Raw genomic sequence first — 25,317 nt, 5'->3', positions numbered from 1 at the left:
AAGAACCTAAGCGACTGCCTCATGTTCATCCCGCGCTTTATTACGCAGGATAAAGCGCTGAATCTTGCCACTCGGCGTTTTTGGCAGTTCAGGCATAAACTCTATCTCGCGAGGGAAAGCATGGGTTGAAAGACGTGTACGTACCAGTTGCTTTAACTCTTCAGCCAGCTCTTCTGTCGGATCAAACTCACGCTTAATCACCACATAAGCTTTAATAATAGCGCCACGCTTAACATCTGGTTTGCCGATAACACCTGACTCCGCCACAGCATCATGCTCAAGCAATGTACTTTCCACATCCGCTGGCCCTACGCGGTAACCCGCCGTTGTGATGATGTCATCATCACGGCCGGTGAATGAGTAACTACCGTCGCCATGGCTCATCACGACATCACCGGTGAGGTAGTACTGACCATGGAATGGGTGCTTCTCTTGCCATGTATAACCTTGGAAGAAAAACAGTGGCGAGTTATCCACATCCACTGCTAACTGTCCGGTTTCACCTTCAGGGATCTCATTAAAATCAGCATCCAGAGCAACGACGCGATGACCTGGCATTGAGAAGCCCATGGAGCCCACACGCACTACATCTTGCTTAAGATCATGATGGTTACATGCAGTCATACCGGTTTCAGTCTGACCGTAATGATCCATTACAGGGCAACCTAAGCGCTTATCCACCCAACTAATCACTTCTGGGTTCAACGGTTCGCCGGCACTGCTAGCTACACGCAAGGAGAAGGTTTCATCCGCAGCCAACACGTCATCATTCGCCATCAACATACGGTAAGCCGTTGGTGCCGCCGCAAGGTTGGTAATCTTATATTTACGCAGCATGTCGTAGGTGCTTTCTGGAGTAAACGCCGCCTCACAAAAGTGCGTGGAATTACCCAACAACAGAGGACCAACCACCGCGTAGTAAAGGCCATAAGCCCAACCTGGATCGGCAACATTCCAATAGGTATCTTCTGGACGCAAACCAATGGCAAAGCGCATATACACGTAGAACGAGAGTAGCGCTCGGCTTGGTACGGCAACGCCTTTAGATTTTCCGACTGTACCGGAGGTAAACATCTGTAAAAATGGATCATCTTTGCCAATTTTTACTGGTGTAAACTCTGTCGATTGCTGCTCTATCTCTGCAGCAAAATCGAGATCACTTGTGGCATCAGCTGCCTGATCACGATTAAAAGTCAGGATGGCCGGACAATCAGTTACATCATTCAGCTTTGGACGGTTACTTGGGTCGGTCACCACCAACTTGGTACCCGCTTGCTGTACTCGATACTCGATCGCACCGGAACCGAACGCCGTAAACAGCGGCTGGTATACCGCGCCTGCGCGAAGCGTACCCATAATCACCACCATCAATTCAGGGGTGCGCGGTAGCAAAGCCGCAACGCGATCGCCTTTGCCTATACCTTGAGCGGTAAGGAAGTTTGCAAACTGGGCAGACTTTTCCTTCAACTCAACAAAGGTCATTTGCGAAGCAGGTCGCTCTGCACCTTCGTAATTCAAGGCAATTCGATCGCCTTCCGCCCATTTATCTACAATCTCCTCACAGACATTAAATCCATCTTTGAGGTTACCGATCATGAGCTCTTCAATCATGGCCGGATCAAACTTATCGTAATAATCCTGATAGGTTTCGGTTGTCATTAGTTTCCCATCCATCATTTTTTATTTTTGTATTCTTATACGCATGAGCAATCTTTAATTACTGGTGCTCAGCCAGTATTTCTCGCGCAATAATGAGTCTCTGAATTTCGCTCGTGCCTTCGTAAATCGAGGTAATTCTCACATCGCGGGCATAACGTTCCAGTGGGTATTCCTGCATGTAGCCGTAACCACCTAAAAGCTGCAGCGCGCTGTAGCAAGCTTGATTGGCTTTTTCACTGGCAAAGAGTTTTGCCATGGAGGCTTCTTTAGCGAAGGTCAGCCCTCGCTGTTTACGATCAGCAGCGTTCAAAAGGAGTAAGCGTGCGGCTTCCAGCTCGGTAGAACGATCCGCAATCATCCACTGCAGGCCCTGAAAATCGGCAATCGCTTTACCAAATTGCTTACGCTCTTTGGTGTAGCCGATGGCGTAATCCATTGCAGCTAAGCCTACGCCTAGGGCAAGAGAGCCAATACCAATGCGACCACCTGCCAGTTCTGCCACAGCCAGACGAAAACCATCATTTAGCTCACCTAGAATCGCTGATTCAGGTACAAGCACCCGATCAAAATGCACTTCATTGGTCGCTGAGCCATGTTGACCCATCTTCTTTTCGGCCGGGCCGACTGTGATTCCGTCGCTACCTGCTTCAACTAAAAAGCAGGTAATCCCCTTACCTTTTTTCGCTTGTGGATCGGTCACCGCCCACACCACAAAGACGCCTGCAAACTCGGCGCTGGTGATCCACTGCTTAGTGCCGCTGATCTCATAACCCTGGTCAGTTTTCAGCGCTTGAGTACGCATTGATGCAGGATCGGATCCCGCACCTGCTTCGGTTAAGCAGAAGCTACCTGCTCGATATTCGCCGCTGCAGATCAATGGCAAGTATTTAGATTTTTGTTCTTCCGTACCCATCGCCTGAATGACTTCTGCCACCATATTGGTCACTGACATAGTCACAGCAGTTGATGCACAAGCACGGGCGATCTCGGTAATCGCTAAACTGAAGGCGACAGCTCCCGCTTCAGTGCCACCATGGTCCGCAGAGATGTTTAGCCCCATAAAGCCCAATTCGGCGAGTTGCTGACAATTGGCCAGCAGAATACTCTTGTCTTTTGTCTGATCCAGCTCCGCCGCTACAGGTGCTAATTCACTTTCAGCAAAACGCTTGGCTGTGTCCTGAATCAGTTGTTGTTCTTCTGTTAATGTGAAATCCATAAGGCACACCTTATTAGGGTTTACCCTAATCTATACCTTATATATTTCATTTGGTAAAGATAAAAATCACAGGCATAAATCTTACAGAATCTTAAGAATTCAGCATAACCCTAGGAAAACAATAGATAAGTAGTAACCCTTATAAGCATTATCAACTTAAGAGTTACTACAGAAGAGAAAGATAAATAGAGGTGGGGTAATTTAGGTGATAAGGATCGAAGAAAGTTCGAGCATTTGCCCACGCATTGCGCGCTCTGATTCAGGCAAAACATCTTCGCTAGGCCATAAACCTGTCCGTAAACATTCAGCGTAAGGCGCTGCCAAATTCGCTTGCTGCATATTCTCGCTAGCCTGATCCGCAGGATAATCCAAGCGATGCCAGCTGACCTCAATGCCCTGCGCATTTGGCGTCAAAAGCATGTACCAGACAGAAGCCGTGCCATCATTCGCAGGCATGCCGATCACACCGCTATTCAGCCAATACCCCTGCTCCAATTGGGTTCCAAAAGGAATACCGCAGTGGCCGCCAATCACAACTTCAGTACCTGCTAGATCTAGCTGGGCCTGTTTATGCTCCGCTGGACTGCTGGCAAAGATAAATTCGTTGATTCGATCGACACTGCCGTGCACAACCTGAAATCGTTTACCCGCTAGCTCAAAGCTGATTTGCCGAGGCAGTTGCCCCATCCAGAGCTTATCGTCTTGAGAAACTCGCTGACTGGCGAATCGATACCATTCGACTGAGAGCAAGGAACAAGCCGAATCTTCCGAAAAACCACAGCCACAATCAGGCGCATCCGCTGCTAAGGACTCCTCGCAATTACCCATCACCACAGGAATACCCCAGTCACGGATTAACGCTAATGTCTCGACGGGTTCCGCGCAGTAGGCCACCAGATCCCCTGTGCAGATCACTTGCTGCGAAGAGAAGCCTAACTTGTCAGCTTCCTGTTTAAGCGCTCTGGTGGCCGCTAAATTGCTGTACGGGCCGCCAAATATCAGCAGCGGCCCTGTTAGTGTTCCAAGATCCATATTTCCTAGACTCACATTTCTTAGAGCTACATTCCTTAAATCTAGAGTTATCTAACCCATTAGGCCGGCTGCAATTGCTTTTGACTGGCTCCACCAACTAAGAACAATGCACAACCACCAATCATCACAACCACACAAATCCAAAGTAACTTAGTGTATTTATGCGCGTCGCCCAACATCGCCGTGTAACCCGAAGATTCCGTGAAGTAGAGCAAGGCACCAGCCATCGCTAGGATAAAACTGCCTAGATAACTCCAAACAGGGATATCACGACGGTTAGCCCATAGACTGAAGAAGATAACGGGTACCAGATACATTGAAGCCGTACCGCTTACAGCTACTGCACTAAACAGATCTTTATTGCCGATAAACACCATTACCAGGCCCATCAGCATAAACAGCGCCATCACCATACGGCCATTACGTAGATTAACCGGCAGAAGCTTCATATCCACGACCATCATCTTCGCCGAACTGGTTAGCGTGCTATCCAAGGTAGACATGGCAGAGATAATCAAAGAGGCACTAAACAGGAACATCGGTAACTCACCCAGCAGACGCGTCAACGCCTGATTCATATCTTCCCCTGAGATCGCATTGGCGCCAGCAATCACCCCTAATGAGCCAAACGCGATAATGCAGATACTGCTAATCCAAGCGGCATGGATAAAACTACGTCTTGTCGTTTCACGATCTGCTAAGAAACCACGATCCATCATCACAGGGTCATGCATTGGATAACTCCACACCTGCAACAGAGCGACAATCAATAGGATTGGACCGGGATCACTAATTTCAAACGGTTTAAACGCAATTAGATCGGCGTTGAAGTGACCGCCACCAGCCACCAAGGCTAACAACACCGCTAAGACACCAATAAACACCATCATCTGGAAGAAGTCTGTACGCAGGGATGCCTGTAAGCCACCAAGCATAGAATAGATTAATGTCACAGCAGCTAACCCGATCACCGCCAATGTATAGGACTGTGTGCCTGCAGCGCCAAACAAGATGCCGATAACCAGTAGATTGGCAAACACCTCACTGACTAAACGCACACCGATAACAAAGTTGTAACAGCGACAGCCCCATTGACCAAAACGATCAATCAGAAACGCTTGAACGCTCTCGTAACCTTGCTCAAATCGGAGGTGATCGACAATCTTGCCACCGGTCAAAAACGACAGATAATAAGCCGCGTAAGCTAATGTTCCCCAAATTCCGTAATAGAAGCCCAAAATAGCTGCATTCAAAAGCGAGCGTGCAAAGATCCAAGTTGTTACCTGCGAGAAAATCAGCGTTAAAAGTCCCGGCGCTAGACCTTCTGCGGTTCGGCCTTTAAAAAAACTACTTTCATGATTCACTTTGCGTGAAAGGAAAACTGAAACCAACGCTAAAGCCGATACAAGCACAATCAGCCAAATTTCCATAGGTAACTCCATTTATAGAAGGGGAAGATGCTTGCTCAGACAGCGACTCTTGAAAGCAGTTCCCCGTCTTTTCAAACATTCTTTAATCGTAATAGACTCTCTTGATTGTTTGATCAAATCAGATAATCCAACTGGCGGTAATGCCATACCTCGTTTATAACTAATAAGGTTCAATAAATTGATAATCAAGGAAGATTTTTAATGATCTCTGCATATACTTAGTAGTAATCCCATCGTATGAGGAAAGTCTATGTCTGATGAACTCATTGTTTTTGCCGAAGAGGAAAATAACGATTCTACTCTGGTGGCAACAAACAACAGTTCACGACCCTGGAAGGTTTTAGTCGTTGATGATGACAAAGACGTTCATGAGGTAACAAAATTCGGCTTAAAAGGTTTGGTTTTTCTAGGACAACCTTTAGAGCTACTACACGCCTATTCCGCAAAAGAAGCACAAGAAACACTCGCTGAGAATAAAGATATAGCGGTCATACTGCTTGATGTTGTAATGGAAACAGAAAGTGCAGGCTTAGATCTGGTCAAAACGATTCGTGATGATCTAGCACTAACTAATACCCGCATAATCTTACGAACCGGTCAGCCAGGGTACGCCCCAGAAATTGAAGTCATCCTCAAATACGATATTAATGATTACAAGAATAAAGCCGATCTAACCCGTACTCGACTTTACACGAGTGTTACTGCCGCGATCCGGTCTTACTCTGAAATAACCGCTATCGACTCCAGCCGCAAAGGGCTAGAAAGAATCGTACATGCCTCAAGTGAGCTAATGTCACTACACGGTATCCGCGAATTGGCAAACGGTATTATCTGCCAATTAGCAGCGTTACTGGGTGTATCAGAAGAAGGGATGATCTGTTTCAAGAAAAACAGTAATGATGAAATAAATGCAACCGGGTCTGAATTTACAATTGTAGCCGCATCGGCTCAGCCAAGCAGCCAAAAGGAATATCCCGAAGTTATCGAAGATGCCAATATCAATGCAATGCTGTTAGAAGCCAGTAGCAAGCGCCGAAGCATTGAGAATGACTACGCTTGTGTCCTCTACTTCCCAAGTGAATTCCGTAATGACATGTTGCTGTACCTGGATATTCAGAGGCCACTTGAAGGTACCGAGCATCAACTGCTCGAAGTTTTCTGCAGTAATATCTCTGTCTGTCTCGATAACGCAACCATTCTCGACCGCTTACACAATTACGCCTATTTCGATTCTTTGTTAAACATCCCTAACCGCGTCTCCTTTGCTAATCAAATCGATAAAACTATGCTTCGGCAGCTTCATCCACAACTTATTACGCTGATCGATATTGATCACTTTAGTGGCATGAATGACACCTTAGGTTCAGAGTCAGGGGATGAATTACTTAAACTGGTTGCAAATCGCCTCAGTGCAAACCTAGCTGAGGGCTCGTTTATCTGCCGTATTTCTGGCGATACCTTTGGTGTTATGGGACCAGAAAATAGCTTTACCGTTGAACAGATCAACGAGATGCTTACCAAACCTTTTGAGTTATTCGGAGATGACCTCACTATCTCCATCACACAAGGCTGCTACATCCTTAAAGATGCCAATATCAGCGGTAATAATGCAATCAAGCGCGCAAATATAGCCTTAAAACGTGCTAAAGATATTGCTCGTGGCGAGTTTATTGAATACACCCACGAGATTGAGCGTGAAACACAACAACGTATGCTCTTGCTACAAGGGTTACGTAAAGCGCATAGCGAGGGCGAACTATTCCTCGCTTACCAACCGCAAATTGATCTTCGCACCGGAAAAATCAGCGGCTTAGAAGCGCTTATCCGCTGGCGTACCAAGAGCGGCGCTCTGATATCTCCAGTCGAATTTATCCCTGTTGCCGAAAGCTCTGGACTGATCGTCCCGATCGGTGAATGGGTCATGGACACCGCGATGCGTGATCTAGAGATCATCGAGAAGAAGTACGGTTTGGGTCTTCAGGTAGGCATCAATATTTCGCCTGCTCAATTCCGTCACCCTGACTTTTTAAAGCTTATCCAAAGTAAGTTGGATAACTTTTCCCTTAAACCGCAGCAAGTGGAGTTCGAGGTAACAGAATCTGTAGCCATGATCGACACCAATAGTGTGCGTGAGATATTGCAGGTAATTCACGATCTTGGCGCGAAAGTCGCGATTGATGATTTTGGCACCGGATTTTCATGCCTCAGTTATCTAGAAACCCTTAACTTTGATCGTCTAAAAATCGATAAATCGTTTATCGATAAAATGCTGGATAAGCAGAAAGGTACGCATATACCTGAGATGATTATTAACTTAGGTCGCGACCTTGATATGGCGGTTATCGCAGAGGGTGTAGAAACTGTTGAGCAAGTAGAACGCTTAAAAGAGCTACTATGTTTCGAAGTCCAAGGTTATCACTATGCTAAACCTATGGAGTTAGAACTACTTTTTAATTGGTTGGATGAACATTTGAACTAGTAGGACCACTAGCTCAAATTATTGGGTAATTACTCACTGACCACGCGATTTCGGCCTTCATCTTTTGCTCTATATAGCGCCTTATCCGCGCGATCTAACAACTGTTCGATACTCTCACCCGGGTAGAATTGCACCACACCAATACTGACGGTTATATCCAACCCTTCTGGTTTCAATTGTTCTACTTGCTCGCGAATTTCTTCAGCCTTTTCCTTAGCTGATGCAAGGTCACAATGCCCTAGCAAGATAACAAACTCCTCCCCACCAAAACGCGCAGGAATATCATCTTTGCGACATATACGCCCTAAAAGGTCACCGAGCTCACGCAGCACTTTATCGCCAACCAAATGACCATGGGTATCGTTTACCTGTTTGAAGAAATCTAGATCGAGCAGCATGACACTGAGCGGATCACTGTGGCGCTCTGTATGCGCTAAACGCTGTTCAGCAGTTTCTAGAAGATAGTAACGATTGTAGAGACTTGTGAGTTGATCCTTCAATGCGATCTCTTTAAGTAGATCTCGCTGCTGCTTCAACGTTACATGAGTATTCACTCGCGCGAGTACAATCGATGGACGGACCGGTTTGGCAATATAGTCCACCGCACCCAGTTGCAAACCGAGCTCTTCATTACGATCAGCATCTCGTGCGGTCACAAAAATTATAGGGATATCTTGAGTATGAGGCTGACCTTGCAGCTTTTGACATACTTCGTAACCGCCCATATCAGGCATCTCGATATCTAACAGGATAAGATCAGGTAAGGGGTCAGCAACTGCTAGCTTTAGGCAGTCATTCCCCCCAGTTGCAACCTTGATCCGGTAGTGATCCTTTAAGCAGTTAGCCAAGACTTTAATATTTGAAGGCACATCGTCTACGATTAAAACGACAGGCTTGCTCATGTCTTGTCGACTCCGTCCGAAAGCTCTGGTTGAATACCGAGCGCTTCTTCCAATATAGCCAAGCTATCCTCAGCAGCTTCGAAATCAAATGCTGATAATCTAGCATGCAGCTGTTCTAACGGCTCCTTCAATTCCAAACCGCTCGCGCTCTTCCATAAGTCATCATACTCTGTAGTATCGATATAGCTACCTAAATTAACTGCTTCCCGAATCGAAATAATTTTCTCTTTTACTTCGCCCTCAGTAAGGCCTAATTGCAGAGGCTCTGTTTTTTGCGAGGTGTACTCTGCAAAACAGGCTTTAACCTCATCATAAGCCTGCAAAAATTCAGGCATTACTTGTAAAGCACCATCCCCATCATCAGCTTTAGCTAATTTTTCCAACTTAGCGGCCTGGGCCTGCAGGGCTATTGCTGAAAGGTTAGCAGCCATACCTTTAACTGCATGCGCTGATTTGCCTGCAGCTGCCCAATCAGACTTACTTATATATGATTTAATGTTGTCCACTATTGGATCAGCATCGACCGCGAATATCTCTAATAATGGAGCAATCAATTCCTCTTTGCCCATCATCCTAGCGATAGCATCCTGCTTGTCCCAAACCGCAACAGAAATCTCTTCCACTTGTTCAACTTCCTCAGGTTGTGAAACCGTCTCGGCAATCCCTAAGAAACGTTGTAACACCTGATTAAGTGCAACAGGAGAGACCGGTTTACTTAGGTAATCATCCATACCTGCAGCCAGACACTTCTCCCTATCCCCTGCCATAGCATTCGCTGTCATCGCAATAATTGGGATCGTGATATTTTTCTGTTTAGCTTTGCCTGCCCTAATTTGCTGAGTGGCTTCATATCCATCCATCTCTGGCATCTGGCAATCCATCAACACTAAATCATAAGGGCAGTTATTTTCTAGTGCAGCATTTAAGCTCTGCAACGCCTCTAAACCATTACCAGCCATATCAGCGGTGAGACCTAACTCTTGTAGGATCCCTTGTACCACCAGCTGATTAATCTGATTATCCTCAACCACCAGAATACGTTTCTCACCTAAGGTGGGGTGCCCTTCAATCGAAAGATCTTTTAGATAATGACTAGTGACGAGCGGAGAGGCGTTATTCAATGCTTCACCCCCACTCGCAACCACTTGGAGAGCATCGAAGATATCTGACGTTGTCGCAGGCTTAGGGAAGTAACCACTAAAACCTATATCAGCGAAACGCTTAGCATCGCCACGATGAGCCATTGAGGTCATGAGAATGAGTTTGGCGGAACTGAATCGATCATCAGCTTTAAGTACCCGCCCTAACTCTGCACCATCCATACCCGGCATCTGCATATCCATAAAGACAACATTAAAGCAAGCCGTTGAAGACTCGTAAAATTCCTCACAGCGAGCAATGGCTTCATGACCGTCTTCTGCTTCCACAACCTTCGCTCCCCAATGCAATAACTGTGCAGACAGCACTTCGCGATTAGTTTTGTTGTCATCTACAACTAAGATATCGAGGTTCTCTATACCAGTGTAGGGAACAACCGCTTCTGCTTGTTCACTTGCTTCCAGATAAACGCTAAAGATAAACTCGCTTCCTTGACCCACAGTGCTCTGTACCGATATTTCTCCACCCATCAGTTCACATAGCTTTTTACAGATAGCGAGCCCCAACCCAGAGCCACCATACTCACGAGTAGTAGAGGCATCTACCTGGCTAAAAGATTCAAACAGTTCGGGCAATTTTCCGGGTAGAATTCCTATTCCCGTATCCTTAATACGGCAATCTAAACGCAACCTTTCGCCTTGATGTTGCAACTGTGACTGGATAACCACCTCACCTTCACTGGTGAATTTGATGGCATTTCCCACTAAGTTAATCAATACCTGACGCAAACGCCCGGGATCACCTTTGACCATAGATGTCTCAACGCCGGTCAGATCAAGAATAAGTTCTAAACCTTTATCTTGTGCTTGCAGTGCCATAGCTTCTGCAAATTCACCAAACATACCGCGCAAGTTGAAGTCGATACATTCCAGTTCTAACTTACCTGCATCCACTTTGGAGAAATCTAAAATATCGTTAATCAATGCCAGCAGGGAATTAGCACTGGTTTGCGCAACTACAGCACGATGGCGCTGATCGTCGGTCAGAGGCGTGTTCAGCAATAGTCCCAACATACCAAGTACGCCATTCATTGGTGTACGAATCTCATGGCTCATATTGGCTAAGAATTCACTCTTCGCGATATTGGCTTGTTCTGCCTCATCTTTCAGCGCAATTAGGCTCTGTTCCATCTCACGTTCAACGGTTACATCCAGATTGGTGCCGATCATTTTTAAGGAACGTCCTTGATCATCCACCATATGTGCAGCTGTCGCTTTCACATATTTAATTGAACCATCGGGGAACCTAAGTCTAAATTCACAGTGCCAATCATGCTGTCCTCTGACCGCTTCTTTAAGAGAACCTTCAGCCATTTCAATATCTTCTGGGCAAACGCGCTCACGCCAATAATCAAAATAGAGATTGTTGTTGATAACATCTTCCGGGACTTGATAGATCTTCAGCATCTGATCATCCCACTGAAGTTCATTAGAAATAAGGTCCCACTCCCAAATACCTAAACCAGAGGACTCCACCGCCACATCCACACGACTCAGAGCATCTTCAAGTTTCCCCTGCATATCTTCAGCTAGGTCCAATGCTTTAATCAAACCTTGTTCTGCATCTACTCGGGTTGAAACATCTCGGAAAGACCACACACGACCGACAGCATTATCCTCAACGTACATTGGAATCGAAGATTGTTCGTATGTTCGACCATCTTTCAGACTCAAACTAGTGAAATGAGAGCGACCCTCAGAATTGATGAGGCCTTTTACATTTCGTGCAGCCTCATCAGCATTGTTCAGCTGCCTTAAAATAGTGCCAAGCACACGTGAGTGTTCATTAAACTCTTCAGGCAATCCCCATAGTTCAGCAAAACGCTTGTTGTAACGAATAACACTGCCATCATTCTTAGTTACCAAAATCCCGTTATCCGTGGACTCTAAAATCGATGCCTGTATGGTCAACGCCTCAGTAATTTCCAGCTCCATCTGCTTACGCTTAGTGATATCACTTCGAATAGCGACATAACTCAGGGGATTACCCGCATCATCTTTAAAAGGAACAATAGTTGTCTCAACCCAATAAATCCCCCCCTGTTTATTGCGATTTCGGATCTCTCCTTTCCATACTTCTCCTGAAGCAATCGTACGGTAGAGTTCGATAAAGAATTCCCGTGGATGATAACCAGAATTAAGAATACGATGATTCTGCCCGATCAATTCCTCTCGGGTAAAACCACTAATTTGAGAAAACTTTTCATTAGCATAAGTAATGGTGCCCCTTAAATCAGTGACCGCGACTATAGAATGCTGATCTAAAGCAAACTTCTGTTCCCCCAGCTCCAGCAACGCCTGATTTGCTCGCTCGGCACTTCGCCTCAGCTCAGCCTCATGCTGTTTACGCGTCTCCAACATCATATTAAACGCATCAGCCAACTGAGCCGTTTCGATATTATTGGCATTAACCTCAACTTGTTCTGCATTTCCTGCAGAGGCTTCCCGACTGGCATAGGCTAAGGTAATGAGAGGCCTACTTATTCGCCCTGCGATGCCAAACCCTATTAGCAAAACTATACAAGCTGTCACAAGACACAAAGCCAGAGTAACTTGCCCCAACCAGTGAGACGCTTTTAAAGCGATATCTTGGTCAACTTCACTAACAAGAATCCAACGGATATTTTCAAGCACGATCACATCATGCATACCAATAACCGGTACTCCATTAGGACCTATATAGTTCAAAGCATGTTGAATAGAATTCTGATCCGTATTCGCCACCGCATGTAGGTACATCTCTGTCTCTACTCGACGCTTCAGTACTTCATCTCGATTGTTGCCGATGGGTGTGATTAAAATGCCATTAATATTCATCAAGTAGTGAAGATGCTGCTCGTTCTCATCTACAGCAACATCAAGTAGATCAAAAACTCGGTCAAATCGTAGCTGAATGGCAAAGACACCTATAGTTTTGCCATTTTCATCATTAATTGGAGCAGTTAAGAAACCAGCAAAGGCATCATTGGAAGGTGCATATACTTCCATACCAGAAAACGAGACATTGCCACTACGAAGGGTATTTTTAACACTGTAGGCAAATTTTGTTCTGCTGAAAGGTCCACGCTGAAGACTTGTGCCCAAATCATTTTCTTGAGCTACAGAAAATAGGATATTGCCGCGGCTATCGATCAAAAACAGATCGGATATATAATCATAACGGCGACTAAAACTGACTAAATCAGCTTTGTGCTTGTCTACTCGTTGAGACCAATCCTCACTATAAACATAATCTTTGGCACTTAGCCCACTTTGTTGTATTCCATTTGAGAGAGAGGACAGCATGGAAACTGTGTCGTGGGATTCTGCTTTAAATCTAAGATCAACCACACGATAGTCGAACCAATTTCGAATTGAGCGAATCGTCACTAGGGAAGATTGACGGAGCTTTTCCTCAGCTGCCACCAGCAAACTATCTTTAGCTTGTTGATAACTTAACCAAGAGACGAAAGCTAAGGGGATAAGCGCTAATAAGGTCATCCAGACCATGAGTTTTACACGCAGTGAAACCTTGCGACCAGTATCAGGATTAGGTACGGAAGCCTCAGCTACCTCTTCCCTCTTCATACAGAGTACGTCCTTTGTCTAGTTTAAGCAGATCAATTGCTGACGGAATTATAAAACCGATCAATATCAACGACCTGCTTAAGAATTCCATTCCTTAAAGCATAGCCTAATTTAGCTTTCCGACAGGATATTTTCGTCCCTTTATCGACCAAAGACTTTATTTAAGATTGATGTCCTAAAAAAACCTGTAGGCTGATCGTACTTAAAGTAATTTTTGCAGTGCTGTTTTTTCTCGTTGCAGTTGTAACTCCATACGAAAAAGCTCTGTTTTTAAGTTGGGTAAGCGTTGCTCCATATCCTTAAGGTCACCCAAAAGGCGTTGCCGTTCACTACGACTTTTACCATCTGCCACCAACTTAGCTTCTGTTTTGATAATCTGATCTTTTAATTTGGTTTGCTCAGCCTTATTTTTGCGAATATCAGCTTCCAGTGATTTGATCGCTTTTTCTTGCTGGTAAACCTCTCGACCCTGTTGGTATTTAGCTACGAAAGCGCCCTCTAATTCAGCTGGGCAAACATAAGAATATTCTGTACCTTGTCGACCTAAACGATAGGCATTGTCAGGCTGACAATAACTTTTCAGCCCCTCGTTTCGCCCTTGAAGGTAATCCTCAAGGTTTAGGCTCACTTTATATTCAGCGCAGGCAGATTGGTGTTCAGCCAGATAAGCTTCTGCTTTACCCTGCAAACCATCTCTATAACCGATTCCTTGCCAGTCCCCAGTAAGGCACTCTTCTTGGCTTAAACTGGCACAGCCTGACAAAACCACAAACAACGATGCCAATATCAATGTACGCATAACAGACAAACCTTCGAAGAAATAAACAAACTTAACTCACTCAAGCTGAACACAAAACGACTGATACTAAGTTAAAAGACCGGTACTAACTTGTAACCCTGAGTCTGCCAGCCGATCAAGGAGATAAACCCGTCAGCAACTACCTCTAGCTCTTTCGGTAGTTTCTCATTATCAACATCGAAAACATCGGTAGCGATAGCGCATATCTCTATACGGACATTCCGCTGAGCCAAAGCCTTAATGCTCTTCTGTATCGAATCGAATGACTCCTCATATTCGAACGCCAATTCCGGTTTAGCGTCTTTACTTAAAAACTGCACGGTTGGACCAATCACAACTACAACGATTTCTGGCTCAACACCTTGGCGCTTAAAACCATCGTAAGTTCCCACAATTAAGTCCATATAGAACGCGGTGGTTTTAGCCGTTTTAAAATCAATTAAAAACACGCCTTTGGCTTTTTCTATTCCATTGAGTGCAGCGGAATCATTATATTTTTGCTCTGCATGCACTCCTTGCAAAGGAACCATGCACAGCCAAACCAGCAAAGATAATCCCGATATTAACTTACGCATATACCCCCCTCTTATAGAAAAAAGCCGGAGTGTGAGTACTCCGGCTTTAGCGTTACTGCATTAGCAGATATTCACCACGAAAATTCAAAGTAATGGTTACAGGATTTTCTCCAGTATTTTTCCAGTACCAACCATGAGTCCCTGCAAACGGCGTCCTTACCGCTCCTGACGCTTTATTGTCAGTACCTATCTCATAGCTTTGAAAGAAACCAGTTGTATCTCCAGCGGGCTCACCATGAAAATCAAAATACAGAGGGCCATCGCTCACCCACTCATACTCCAAAGGCTTATCTTTGCCCTGAAGCAGTTTGTATTCTTTGTAACCTTGAGCAGGAATAATAATCACCAATGAATCCTGCCATGCGCTCGCAGTTTGAGAAACAACTGCACTAATTTCAGTGACGGTTACTTCCTGTTTCTGCTCCTCGGCATGAGAGTAACTATGCAACTGCATTAAGCACAACAAACCACCAAATACGACTAAACCTGCATTAGTCAGCTTGGCGAATGCCTGAAATGGCGCACGATGGCGAACGAGATTTAATAACACCAGCATAACGCCTAAAGCGATCAATTGTCCCAATTCGATGCCGATGTTAAAGGTCACTATGTTCAGCAACAAACTATCCGCTTGCAGCGGCAGCTCTTGCAATCTTGATGACAAACCAAAACCATGAATCAAGCCAAGTACGGTCACCATAAGCAACATATTCGGCGCATGTACGCCTAAAAGGCGCTGAAACCCATCCAAATTAGCAAAAGCGATGTAGCAGACACTTAAGGCAATGATCGCATCAATCAGGTAGTAGTTAATCTGAATAGCTTGATAGGTCGCAAAGATCAGCGTGACACTATGTCCTACTGTAAAAGCGGTAATATATTTGGCAATATCCGTGAAGCTGCGTAACAAAAAAACAATGCCGAATACAAAGGCTAGATGGTCATAACCGGACAACATATGTGTTGCCCCTAACCATAAGTAACTTAAATTTCCCCCTTCGATAATGGCTTGCTTTTCAGCTTCAGACATTCCGTGCGCAAAAACCATTGGCGACATAATAAAAACAACCAAGCTCAGTGCGATCAGGACGAGCTGGTTCAAACGTAAACTCATTTTTTATCCTCAAATAAAACAGATAAATATCTACTTAGATATGCTTTGATTAATTAAGTATCACGCTTGCAAAGGAGGTGCTCGGGGCGGCGGTAACGTTGTATATAAATCAGATTTTAAATAGGGCTGTACATAACAATAGAGACGGAAGAGTTTACTCGCTATCAGCAGTATCAGAATAATACTGACACCGAAGAGCAGTAAATCTATTGAGATGCTTTTCAGCAGCAATAATTGCGAAAACTCTAACTCTGCAGCTGGCTTCTGATGTTCTTTACCTGAAAAGCTATATATTTCATGAGCATGACTATGCTGTACACCATCATGAGAGTGATGATCACTTTCGCCAAGATGAAGATGTAACACTGACGATTGCACGCTTAACAAAGTAAGCATGAGCAATGCTGAAATTATTATCCCTAGTAGAGACTGACGGCAATTAGAAGCTTGATTCATCTTCAGAATAGTATGATTTCTCTAATATAAAGCAACGCTTAGAAAGGTGGTATATAGAACTGCTATCAGGCTATACAAGAGCCTAAGCTGCTATCGGAGCTTAGGCACTGAGGGAAAAACTTAACGAATAATCAGATCAGGCAACCAACGTTTAGTACGGTCGATCTCATCACGTTCACCTTCGTTCATCGGAGGAACATTAAGATCATCTGGTGGTGATGCCAACACATTCAAATCGACGGCTTGCGCTTCGCCTCGAATTTCATCGCCCTGAACTGTCATGTGATAGTAGATACCGTTCCAGAAGTTTGCACCAAACTCCTCTTTTTTCTTAAACATGAACAAAAGATCATGGGACAACCAGCTGAGATCGTCTTGTGTGACCATATTAGGTTGTTTATACGGATACGCCAGATGGCACCATAATTCGGGACCTTCTAGACACTTCATCTCTTTCATTGAGAGAAAATAATCACGAAATTTATCGTGATCCATATGCAGTTCGTAGTGGCTGCCAGACTCACCTGGCTTAAAACTCACCGTCCCCACAACGATGGGTTGGCCTTTTTTATCCACTAAGAGGATATCTTTTTTCCCGTCTAATGGCGAAGCTAGCAATCCTCCTGACATAAGCAAGCAACTGGCTGATAGCACCATTAACCCTTTCCGAACACGACCCAACATACTTACCTCCCCACCGGTAATGTTGATAAGCCTACGAATAATAGCTGTACGGATTTGATGTCAGTTTTACTCGGAGGTTCCTTTAGATCTCAGTTTATTCAGCATCTACTGATTAACCATGATACTTGGGTACTGATTTCAGCCACGGACATGAATTAAAAAGTTCATGCTTATTAACGCAAAAACAAACTGATTGTTTTTTGTTCACAATTCAGTATGTATGAGGGTAGTATGCAAGAAAAGGTAAATTCATCCGACATAGCAATCGAGCCTATCCTATTATTAGGTATGGGCTACACTTACTCAGGGTAAGGCACCCCCTCTTAGTAGTAGCAGGAAGATGCGATGACCAACACTTTACTTTTCGCCGCTGAAGATTCGTCAGTTCCAGATAAGGGAATATCGCCTTGGAAAGTACTGATTGTAGATGATGAAGAGGGCGTGCACCGTGTTACTCGCCTTGTTCTAAAAAACGTTACTTTTGACAACCGTCCCATCGAATTACTTGAAGCCCAATCAGCAATAGAAGCCCGTAAACTCTGCGAACAGCATGGTACCGATATAGCCTTGGCTTTGGTTGACGTTGTAATGGAAACCGATGACGCAGGCTTGAAGCTGGTACGAACCATTAGGGAAGAGTTCGCCAACCATATGACACGGATCGTTCTGCGGACTGGCCAACCAGGCCAAGCACCGGAAGAGCAGGTTATCCAAGAATATGATATCAATGACTACAAAGATAAAACTGAGCTAACTGGGACTAAGCTTAAAACCCTAATTTACTCATCCCTTCGCTCCTACCGTGATATCAAAACAATTGATCGCCAACGTAAATCACTGGAAACCGTGATCCACGCGATAGGTCAGATCAATCAAGTGAACTCTCTCAGCACTCTAGCTTCTGCAATTCTAAACCAACTGATTTCGCTTCTAAATTTTGAGCCGGATTCAATCTATTGCTGTACTCGTCGTATCTATCGAGACACCACTCAATTTACAGTTCTTGCAGCAACAGGGGCGCTAGAACCTCTCCTACAGGAAGCGGCTGTTCAGAATGATATCAATTCTGCAATGACTCAATATGATGAGGAGGAATTACCCGAAGAGTTACAAAAAGTCTTTAGCCAAGCATTAAGAGAGAAGCGTTCAATTCATACTTATGATGGCTATATTGCATACCACTCGGGTATTTCGGGTACAGAAAGTCTGCTCTATGTAAAACACCATAATGATATTGATGAGCATGCTAAATACTTACTGGAAATATTCAGTGCTGATGTAATCGCAACGTACCACACCCTATTACTGAAAGAAGAAATTCAGGATTCTCAAGCTGAGCTCATCTACATCCTCGGGGAAGCGGTTGAGAAGCGATCGAAGGAAACCGGCGGACATGTTAAACGTGTAGCTGAAATATCCGCTCTGCTTGCAGAGCTATACGGCACAAACCAAATGTTTGTAGAAAATATGCGTTTAGCCTCACCTCTACATGACCTAGGTAAGATTGCTATTCCAGATGCTGTACTTAACAAACCAGGCAAGCTCGACTCTGATGAATGGCAGGTGATGCAGACTCATGCTGAGATCGGTGAAACTATGCTAAGTCGCTCAGAAAAGCCTATATTTCAATTAGCTGCTCGAATTGCAGGCACTCACCACGAAAAATGGGATGGTACAGGTTACCCAAGAGGATTGGCCGGTGATGAGATTCCTCTCTCTGGCAGAATAACCGCTATTGCTGATGTATTCGATGCTCTCAATAGCAAACGTTGTTACAAAGAAGGCTGGCCTTTAGAGGAAACGTTAGCACTACTGGAGGAACAAAGCGGCAAACAGTTTGATCCTCAGCTAATTACAATATTCCAAAAAAACTTGGATGCGATTTTGCAAATTTGTGAACGCTTCCCTGATTGACGGATGCCACATAAGCTATGTTTGAAACCTCACCAAAGAAAGTTTCATCCAAAATAATCTCAGGCCGACTGGGGAAACGCTTTGCGGTTCTAATTATTGTATTTAGCTCGTTCTTCACCCTTTTCAGTACCAGTTTGCAGCTTGCCTTAGATTACCATGCAGATATCAGTCGAATAGAGCAGCAGTTCAACAATATACAAACTTCATACTTACAGGCAATTACGCTAAGTGTCTGGTCTTTAGATGATTCTCAAATAGAAACGCAACTGGTAGGACTTAGCCAACTGCCAGATATAGAGTACGTTTCTATTTTGGTCGATGGCGAGACTAGTTGGGAGCAAGGTAAACCCATTTCACGCGCCACCCGAACTATAGATCTCCCTCTTGAATACAGTGCTCCTGGTATTAATACACAGAATATTGGACAGCTTCGCGTCACCGCCAGTATCGATAACGTTTACAACCGTTTGATCAGCAAAGCCGGGGTCATCCTTATCAGTAACGGTATCAAAACGTTTTTAGTAGCGGGCTTTATTCTGCTCGTGGTTTGGCTGCATATCACCCGTCATCTACAAGCTATTTCGACATACCTCCGTGATATGGACGTTTTTACCCTTTCCAAACCGTTATCACTCAATAAGCGCAACCCACCTGAAAAACAAGACGAAATTGATACGGTAGCACTCAGCATTAATGAAATGAGAGACAGCATCTATAACTCCTACCAAGAGCTCAACGAAAACAAGCTTCACTTGCAAGAGTTAGTCGAACAGAGGGATGCTTTGCTCGAAACTGAGCGTGAATATAAAGAGACTTTGGAAGATAAAGTACAGGAACGTACACAACAGTTAGAAAACTCCATGACCGAACTACGCTCCGCTCAGGATCTATTAGTAGAAACAGAGAAAATGGCCGCTTTAGGAAATATGGTGGCCGGCGTAGCACATGAGATTAATACCCCTATAGGGGTTTGCCGAACCGCTGCTAGTTTTCAGGGGGAACATAGTAAAGACATTCGCAATAAATTATCTGAAGGCAAACTGACTCAATCAGATTTAACCGATTTTTTAGACGGTATAGAAGAGTCCAGCGCGCTATTTGAAGCTAATATTATTAAAGCGAGCAAGCTCATCTCGAGCTTTAAACTAATCGCGACAGACCAAAGCTTTGATGCCAAACAGCAGTTTAATCTTAAACACTATCTGGAGTCGTCAATTCAAACTATTTATCCACAGTACAAACATCAAAATGTAAATTTACACTTAGATATACCTGAGGACATCAATTTAAATAGCTACCCAGGCGCACTCCACCATATCTTGAGCAATTTGATTAACAACTCGACCATACATGGGTTTGAAGGCAAAGATAGTGGCTACATCGAAGTTCGTGCTTACTCTGACGAACAAAATGCCATGCTGGAATATCACGATGATGGTCGCGGCTTATCGTTAGAAGAGAGTAAGAAGCTCTTCGAACCGTTTTTCACCACAAAACGAGGCAAAGGTGGGAGCGGTTTAGGCATGTCAATTGTATTCAATATCGTCTATCAACAACTAGGCGGGAAAATCGAACTCATTAACGCTGATCAGCCCGGTTTCCATATTCGCGTGACTATGCCTTTAGAAGCGAAAGAGCACACCGCTCCTGAACAGCTGGTTTAAGCTGACATAGGAACGTTGTTAACTGAGATCTTGCAACAAATCCGAACTCCAACTGACTGATTTGTTATAGCAATCCGCTACAAAATGAAACTCTTCACCTTTCGGTAGCTCTCCCCAATCCGCCTTAATATAGGCCTCAACTTGAGCTAGCATTTTGCCTAATGGGTTATTTCCGCCTAATACCGCGCGCTTAACTTCAACTTGAACCGGTAATTGTTCCAACAGTTCAGGCAATGGGATACCTAAAACCGCATCAATCCCGGAAAGTAAACCCGTCATAAAAGCAGTACCGGAATCAACATGGCTATGCCTAGAGGTCATCAACTGACACATCTTAGCTTTCATTAATAACAGTCCAATCAATTCACACGGAACTTGTTTGTTATGACATAGTGCGAATAACAGCACCCATTTTTTCAGTTCGAGCAAACCGATATTAATCACCGCTTCAGATATGCTAGCAATGGTTCGACGACCACCAAGAGCAGCTGAATTCACTAGTTTTAGCAAACTAGCAACGAGTTCGGGATCACGCTGAATGATCTGTTCGATTGAATCGACGGTGGCATTAGGGCTATTCACTTCCCCGATTAACTGAAACATAACTAGCTCATTGCGCGCTAGTTTTCTTCCACTAACCAGCTGCGGTTCAGCAAAAAACCACCCCATAAACAGATCAATACCGGCTGCTTTACAACGTTCATATTGCTCAAAGCTGGCAACATTCTCTGCCAACAATTTAATCGTCCGTTGTTGTTTAAGCTTGTGCGAAAGCTCGATCAGCTCATCATTGCTATATTTTTGGCAATCTAACCGTATGATATGAGCAAATTGATATAAGGCTGTATCAAACTCTACAGGCGTACAGATGCGGTAGCCCTCAACAGTCAACTGGTTGAGAACCTCCTCCAAATTAGATACTGATAAGGCGGCAGGGGTTAAATCAAAAACCAAGGACTCCGTTGGCAAATCGGGAAAATGAGCATCATACAACCAAGCTGCATCCACTTTGACCCAAGCGGGTAAGCACTTCACATGGCCATTATCCAAAAGATTACTAAATGCATTTACAACGACTTCTGCAGTATTGGACCCCATACTATCAGCATTAGATTGCTCATTTGCAGAAATCAATTGGTACGCATAAGTATTTAAATTTGCATCAAAAATTGGCTGCCTAGAAAAAAGTACCGGTTGATTCATCTCTTACCCATATACTAAATATCGCTACCTCATTCTAATCCCATGCCAGAATAAGCTAAATACCTAAACCTATTGATCCTAAGCAATAGCCTTAGGGATTTCCCTACAATTTATAACGAAAATGCCCATAGCACCTTGCGCTCTACCATTTATGAGCAAATACTAAACATTAGTCAATCAGAACAATCTTCAATCACCACTGTTATAGTGTTTTGGGGCCAACATGAATGGATTCATCAAGGCGAGTATCGCCTTAGCCATCGCAGTTGTTGCTATCTTATTCTTCGGGTATCAATCAACTGACTCAAAAATCTTAACTAAAGAACCACTGCCTTCAGTCAAGATTGCAGTCTCAACGACCCCACTATCTGCCCCATTCTATATTGCAGATAGGAAGGGCTTCTTTGAAGCTGAAGGGATCAATGCCGAGCTAATCCCTCTGGCTGGTGGCACTAAGTGCTTTTCAGCACTGCTAAAAAACGAGGTAGATTTAGCAACCTCTTCCAATTCGGTCATTATGTTCAATGGCTTTAAGTATGATCACTTTACTGTACTCAGTAGCTTCGTAGAGTCTGACAATGACATCAAGCTAATGAGCCTATCAGGTAGTGGAATCACCCAAGCTAAAGACCTCATAGGAAAGTCAGTCGGTATTGTTAAAGGCAGTGCAAGTGAATACTTCTTACATACTTGGCTCACCCTATCTGGCGTAGACCCCAATAAAGTATCGACCAAGCACTACAGCGTAGTAGACCTACCCAAAGTACTAAGTTTAGGAGAGGTCTCAGCCATATCCGTTTGGGAGCCTTACGCATTTACCTCAGCGTCTAACAAAAACAATCCTGCTCGCCCTCTAGATACCAAAGGACTTTATAACCTCAGTTTTAATTTGGTAGGGCTAAAGGGAGATACCGACAACATTGCAAATGAACAACAAGTATTAGCGGCATTAAATAGAGCCGTACACTTTATTGCAGAACACCCTGAGGAATCTCAGATGATTCTGCGGGAAAAGCTGCAATTGAGTCAGGCCTTTATTGATTGGATCTGGCAGGACTACCTTTTCAAACTGTCATTGAATCAATCGCAAGTAAGTTCGATCGAACAGCAGGCACGTTGGGCTATTGAATCAAAATTAGTTATCAGTGATACAACCCCTGACTTTATCCAATTTTTTGATGCAACTGCACTGCAAAAGATAGATCCCCACGCATCATCTTTGTGAATATGAGGAAAACGTTTAAGCCATGACCATAAGAACGCGGCTGATTATATTAACGCTACTCACTATCCTACTCTGTTTAAGCATGCTGCTTGGTTTAGGTTGGATGGATGCTCACAGAACATCACTGTTTCAGCGTATAGATGCCATCTCACGCATCCAAGTGGAAACTAACGCCCTTCGAAGCCAATTTCGACTGCATGAACGCTATAAAGACCTCGAATCTATCGAGAAGGGCTTTCGTATTCAAAGGCAATTGCAGACGTATTTAGATGAATTAGAACCTTTTGGGCAGGATGAACAAACCTATATTCAAAGCTTACGCCACCAAAATGAGAGTATTAGTTCACTCTACAAACGCATGACCCATGTACATAGTTCTCGGCAGTTATCGGCAAATCAATTAAACAGCCACAATTACCTGCTAGATCGCTTAGACACAACACTACTGAGTATGGGTGAAGAAAGCTTTCGCCTAGAACAGCGCTCTCTTTCTAATGCACAACAGTACATAAAACAAAAAGCCGCAATTATTCAGTTAGTACTACTGAGCCTGGCTATATTGATTGCAATTGCGACTTTCCTCACTCTGCGCCTTTTCCGTCGTAGATTAGAACAGATAGAAGCCGGGATTCAGGAACTTGCCCAAGGTAATACCGGCTGTCGTATTGAAGCAGAACATAGTGATGAGATAGGAAACCTAGCCGTCCACTTTAACGAGATGACCCAAAAGCTTGAACATAGCACTGTTTCTATCGACCAACTGCAGACGGAGGTGCATAGACGCACCTCTGAATTAGAAAAACAAAAGCATACGTTAAAACGATTAGCTGAGCAGGACAGCCTTACAGGCCTATCGAATCGCTCGTTGTTTATGCGCAACTTGGAACAAACTATACAGCGCTGTCATGACCATCAAACCTTGGCCGCCATCTTTTTTATCGACTTAGATAAATTCAAACAGATCAATGATTCTCTCGGCCATAGCACCGGCGATGCAGTCTTAGTGGAGATGGCAAAGCGTTTTAATAAAACCCTTCGCCGATCGGATCTACTTGCTCGTATTGGTGGAGATGAATTTACCGTCATCATCGACCCACTCTATCAACTTGATGATGCCGCCGAGCTCGCCCGTAAATTAATCGCCAGTTTAGAAACCCCTTATAATTACAATGGTCATTCTTTATATCTAAATGCCAGTATAGGTATCAGCATCTATCCCAATGATGGAACTGAAGCCATTGAGCTGATGAAAAATGCCGATACAGCTATGTATCAAGCTAAGAAAACTGGGGGAAATTGTTTTAACTTTTATAACAAAAGCATGAATAAACATGCACTTACTTGGCTTGAGTTAGAGGGAGACCTAAGAGAAGCGCTTAAGCTAAAACAGTTATCCGTCTACTACCAACCTCAATTTGATATCTCATCCCATAAACTGGTCGGTGTCGAGGCTTTAGTAAGATGGAACCACCCTCAAAAAGGGTTAATCACACCCGATAAATTTATTCCGTTAGCTGAAGAGAAAGGATTAATCCAGCAACTAGGCACTCAAGTCTTAGAGCAGGCTTGCCAACAAGTAAAAGCATGGTTAGATCAGGGAGTAACAGACCTACTACTTGCAGTAAATATTTCGGCAAAACAATTAGAACACCAGCAGTTACCTCTACAGGTAAAAAGCGTACTAACCCAAACGGGTTTCCCACCTCAACTACTTGAGCTGGAAATCACCGAAAGCTGCGTCCTAAATGATCCTGAGGAAGCTATTCAGCAGCTAAATCAGCTAAAGCAGTTCGGTTTACGCTTCGCGTTGGACGATTTTGGTACCGGTTATTCATCACTTTCCTATTTGAAACGTTTACCCTTAACCAAGTTAAAAATTGATAAGTCGTTTGTCGACGGTCTAGATGAAGAGTCCGATGACTACTCCATCTGCCAAGCAATTATAGCTCTCGGTAACAGCCTAAAACTAACGGTCATCGCAGAAGGTGTAGAGCAACAGGATCAAATAGAAATACTGAAAACAGAAGGCTGTAATCAGGCACAAGGCTTTCTTTTTGGCCAGCCAATGGCCGCTCATGAATTTGAACAACAGTACTTAAACTTACACCAGAGATGTGAATTAGAAGAGCATTAGAGAGATAGATGCAGATGGCAACGCACAAATTTTAATATTTATGACTATTGGGGCCAATCAAAAAGCCAAGTATTATCATGTTAGATATTCAACTATATCATAGGCTT

Annotated in this window: 17 protein-coding genes; 5 read left to right on the top strand and 12 right to left on the bottom strand. The window is 44.1% G+C overall.

Annotation, left to right across the window (positions count from 1 at the left end):
* Positions 1–6 precede the first annotated feature (6 nt).
* The 4 genes from ACMXYR_RS00300 to ACMXYR_RS00285 form a co-directional block, all read right to left on the bottom strand.
* Entirely contained in the window at positions 7–1,659 is a 1,653-nt protein-coding gene (locus ACMXYR_RS00300) for an AMP-binding protein (protein WP_415902455.1), read from the bottom strand.
* 58 nt (positions 1,660–1,717) lie between these two features.
* The gene (locus tag ACMXYR_RS00295; RefSeq protein ID WP_415902454.1) at positions 1,718–2,875 is read right to left on the bottom strand and encodes an acyl-CoA dehydrogenase family protein; all 1,158 of its coding nucleotides are present in this window, start codon (positions 2,873–2,875) and stop codon (positions 1,718–1,720) included.
* 201 nt (positions 2,876–3,076) lie between these two features.
* On the bottom strand, positions 3,077–3,907 hold the full coding sequence (locus tag ACMXYR_RS00290; protein ID WP_415902453.1) for a metallophosphoesterase family protein: 831 nt from the start codon (positions 3,905–3,907) through the stop codon (positions 3,077–3,079).
* Between the two features lie 59 nt (positions 3,908–3,966).
* Entirely contained in the window at positions 3,967–5,337 is a 1,371-nt protein-coding gene (locus ACMXYR_RS00285) for a sodium:proline symporter (protein ID WP_415902452.1), read from the bottom strand.
* Between the two features lie 250 nt (positions 5,338–5,587).
* Between ACMXYR_RS00285 and ACMXYR_RS00280 the strand changes: the two genes are divergently transcribed.
* Positions 5,588–7,816, top strand: coding sequence for an EAL domain-containing protein (locus ACMXYR_RS00280; protein WP_415902451.1), 2,229 nt, complete (start codon positions 5,588–5,590; stop codon positions 7,814–7,816).
* 29 nt (positions 7,817–7,845) lie between these two features.
* Here ACMXYR_RS00280 and ACMXYR_RS00275 read toward each other — a convergent pair whose 3' ends face one another.
* From ACMXYR_RS00275 to ACMXYR_RS00245, 7 genes are all read right to left on the bottom strand, one after another.
* A complete protein-coding gene (locus ACMXYR_RS00275; RefSeq protein WP_415902450.1) occupies positions 7,846–8,718 on the bottom strand; it encodes a diguanylate cyclase in 873 nt (290 codons plus the stop codon).
* Positions 8,715–13,442, bottom strand: coding sequence for a response regulator (locus ACMXYR_RS00270; protein ID WP_415902449.1), 4,728 nt, complete (start codon positions 13,440–13,442; stop codon positions 8,715–8,717). Before ACMXYR_RS00270 ends, ACMXYR_RS00275 begins: the two co-directional genes overlap by 4 nt.
* A gap of 202 nt (positions 13,443–13,644) precedes the next feature.
* Positions 13,645–14,241 (bottom strand): DUF2799 domain-containing protein, encoded by a 597-nt coding sequence (locus ACMXYR_RS00265; RefSeq protein WP_415902448.1) that lies wholly within the window; start codon positions 14,239–14,241, stop codon positions 13,645–13,647.
* A 71-nt stretch (positions 14,242–14,312) separates the two neighbouring features.
* Positions 14,313–14,816, bottom strand: a complete 504-nt coding sequence (locus ACMXYR_RS00260) for a DsrE family protein (protein WP_415902447.1) — start codon at positions 14,814–14,816, stop codon at positions 14,313–14,315.
* Positions 14,817–14,868: 52 nt separating this feature from the next.
* Positions 14,869–15,930, bottom strand: coding sequence for a HupE/UreJ family protein (locus tag ACMXYR_RS00255; protein ID WP_415902446.1), 1,062 nt, complete (start codon positions 15,928–15,930; stop codon positions 14,869–14,871).
* 60 nt (positions 15,931–15,990) lie between these two features.
* On the bottom strand, positions 15,991–16,326 hold the full coding sequence (locus ACMXYR_RS00250; RefSeq protein WP_415902445.1) for a hypothetical protein: 336 nt from the start codon (positions 16,324–16,326) through the stop codon (positions 15,991–15,993).
* 180 nt (positions 16,327–16,506) lie between these two features.
* On the bottom strand, positions 16,507–17,070 hold the full coding sequence (locus ACMXYR_RS00245) for a hypothetical protein (RefSeq protein WP_415902444.1): 564 nt from the start codon (positions 17,068–17,070) through the stop codon (positions 16,507–16,509).
* A 345-nt stretch (positions 17,071–17,415) separates the two neighbouring features.
* Between ACMXYR_RS00245 and ACMXYR_RS00240 the strand changes: the two genes are divergently transcribed.
* On the top strand, positions 17,416–18,984 hold the full coding sequence (locus tag ACMXYR_RS00240) for an HD domain-containing phosphohydrolase (protein ID WP_415902443.1): 1,569 nt from the start codon (positions 17,416–17,418) through the stop codon (positions 18,982–18,984).
* A 17-nt stretch (positions 18,985–19,001) separates the two neighbouring features.
* Positions 19,002–20,648, top strand: coding sequence for an ATP-binding protein (locus ACMXYR_RS00235; RefSeq protein ID WP_415902442.1), 1,647 nt, complete (start codon positions 19,002–19,004; stop codon positions 20,646–20,648).
* Between the two features lie 18 nt (positions 20,649–20,666).
* Here the strand turns inward: ACMXYR_RS00235 and ACMXYR_RS00230 are convergent, their stop codons facing one another.
* Positions 20,667–21,851, bottom strand: a complete 1,185-nt coding sequence (locus ACMXYR_RS00230) for an EAL and HDOD domain-containing protein (protein ID WP_415902441.1) — start codon at positions 21,849–21,851, stop codon at positions 20,667–20,669.
* A 223-nt stretch (positions 21,852–22,074) separates the two neighbouring features.
* Between ACMXYR_RS00230 and ACMXYR_RS00225 the strand changes: the two genes are divergently transcribed.
* Complete coding sequence (locus ACMXYR_RS00225) at positions 22,075–23,076, top strand: ABC transporter substrate-binding protein (protein ID WP_415902440.1); 1,002 nt, start codon at positions 22,075–22,077, stop codon at positions 23,074–23,076.
* 22 nt (positions 23,077–23,098) lie between these two features.
* Positions 23,099–25,210: an EAL domain-containing protein gene (locus tag ACMXYR_RS00220; protein ID WP_415902439.1), complete on the top strand. Its 2,112-nt coding sequence runs from the start codon at positions 23,099–23,101 to the stop codon at positions 25,208–25,210.
* Positions 25,211–25,317: the final 107 nt, after the last annotated feature.

The organism is Neptuniibacter sp. QD29_5 (genome assembly GCF_047778125.1).
Lineage (GTDB): Bacteria > Pseudomonadota > Gammaproteobacteria > Pseudomonadales > Balneatricaceae > Neptuniibacter.
The sequence above is the reverse complement of the archived record's forward strand: the minus strand, read 5'-3'. Positions and strand labels throughout refer to the sequence as shown.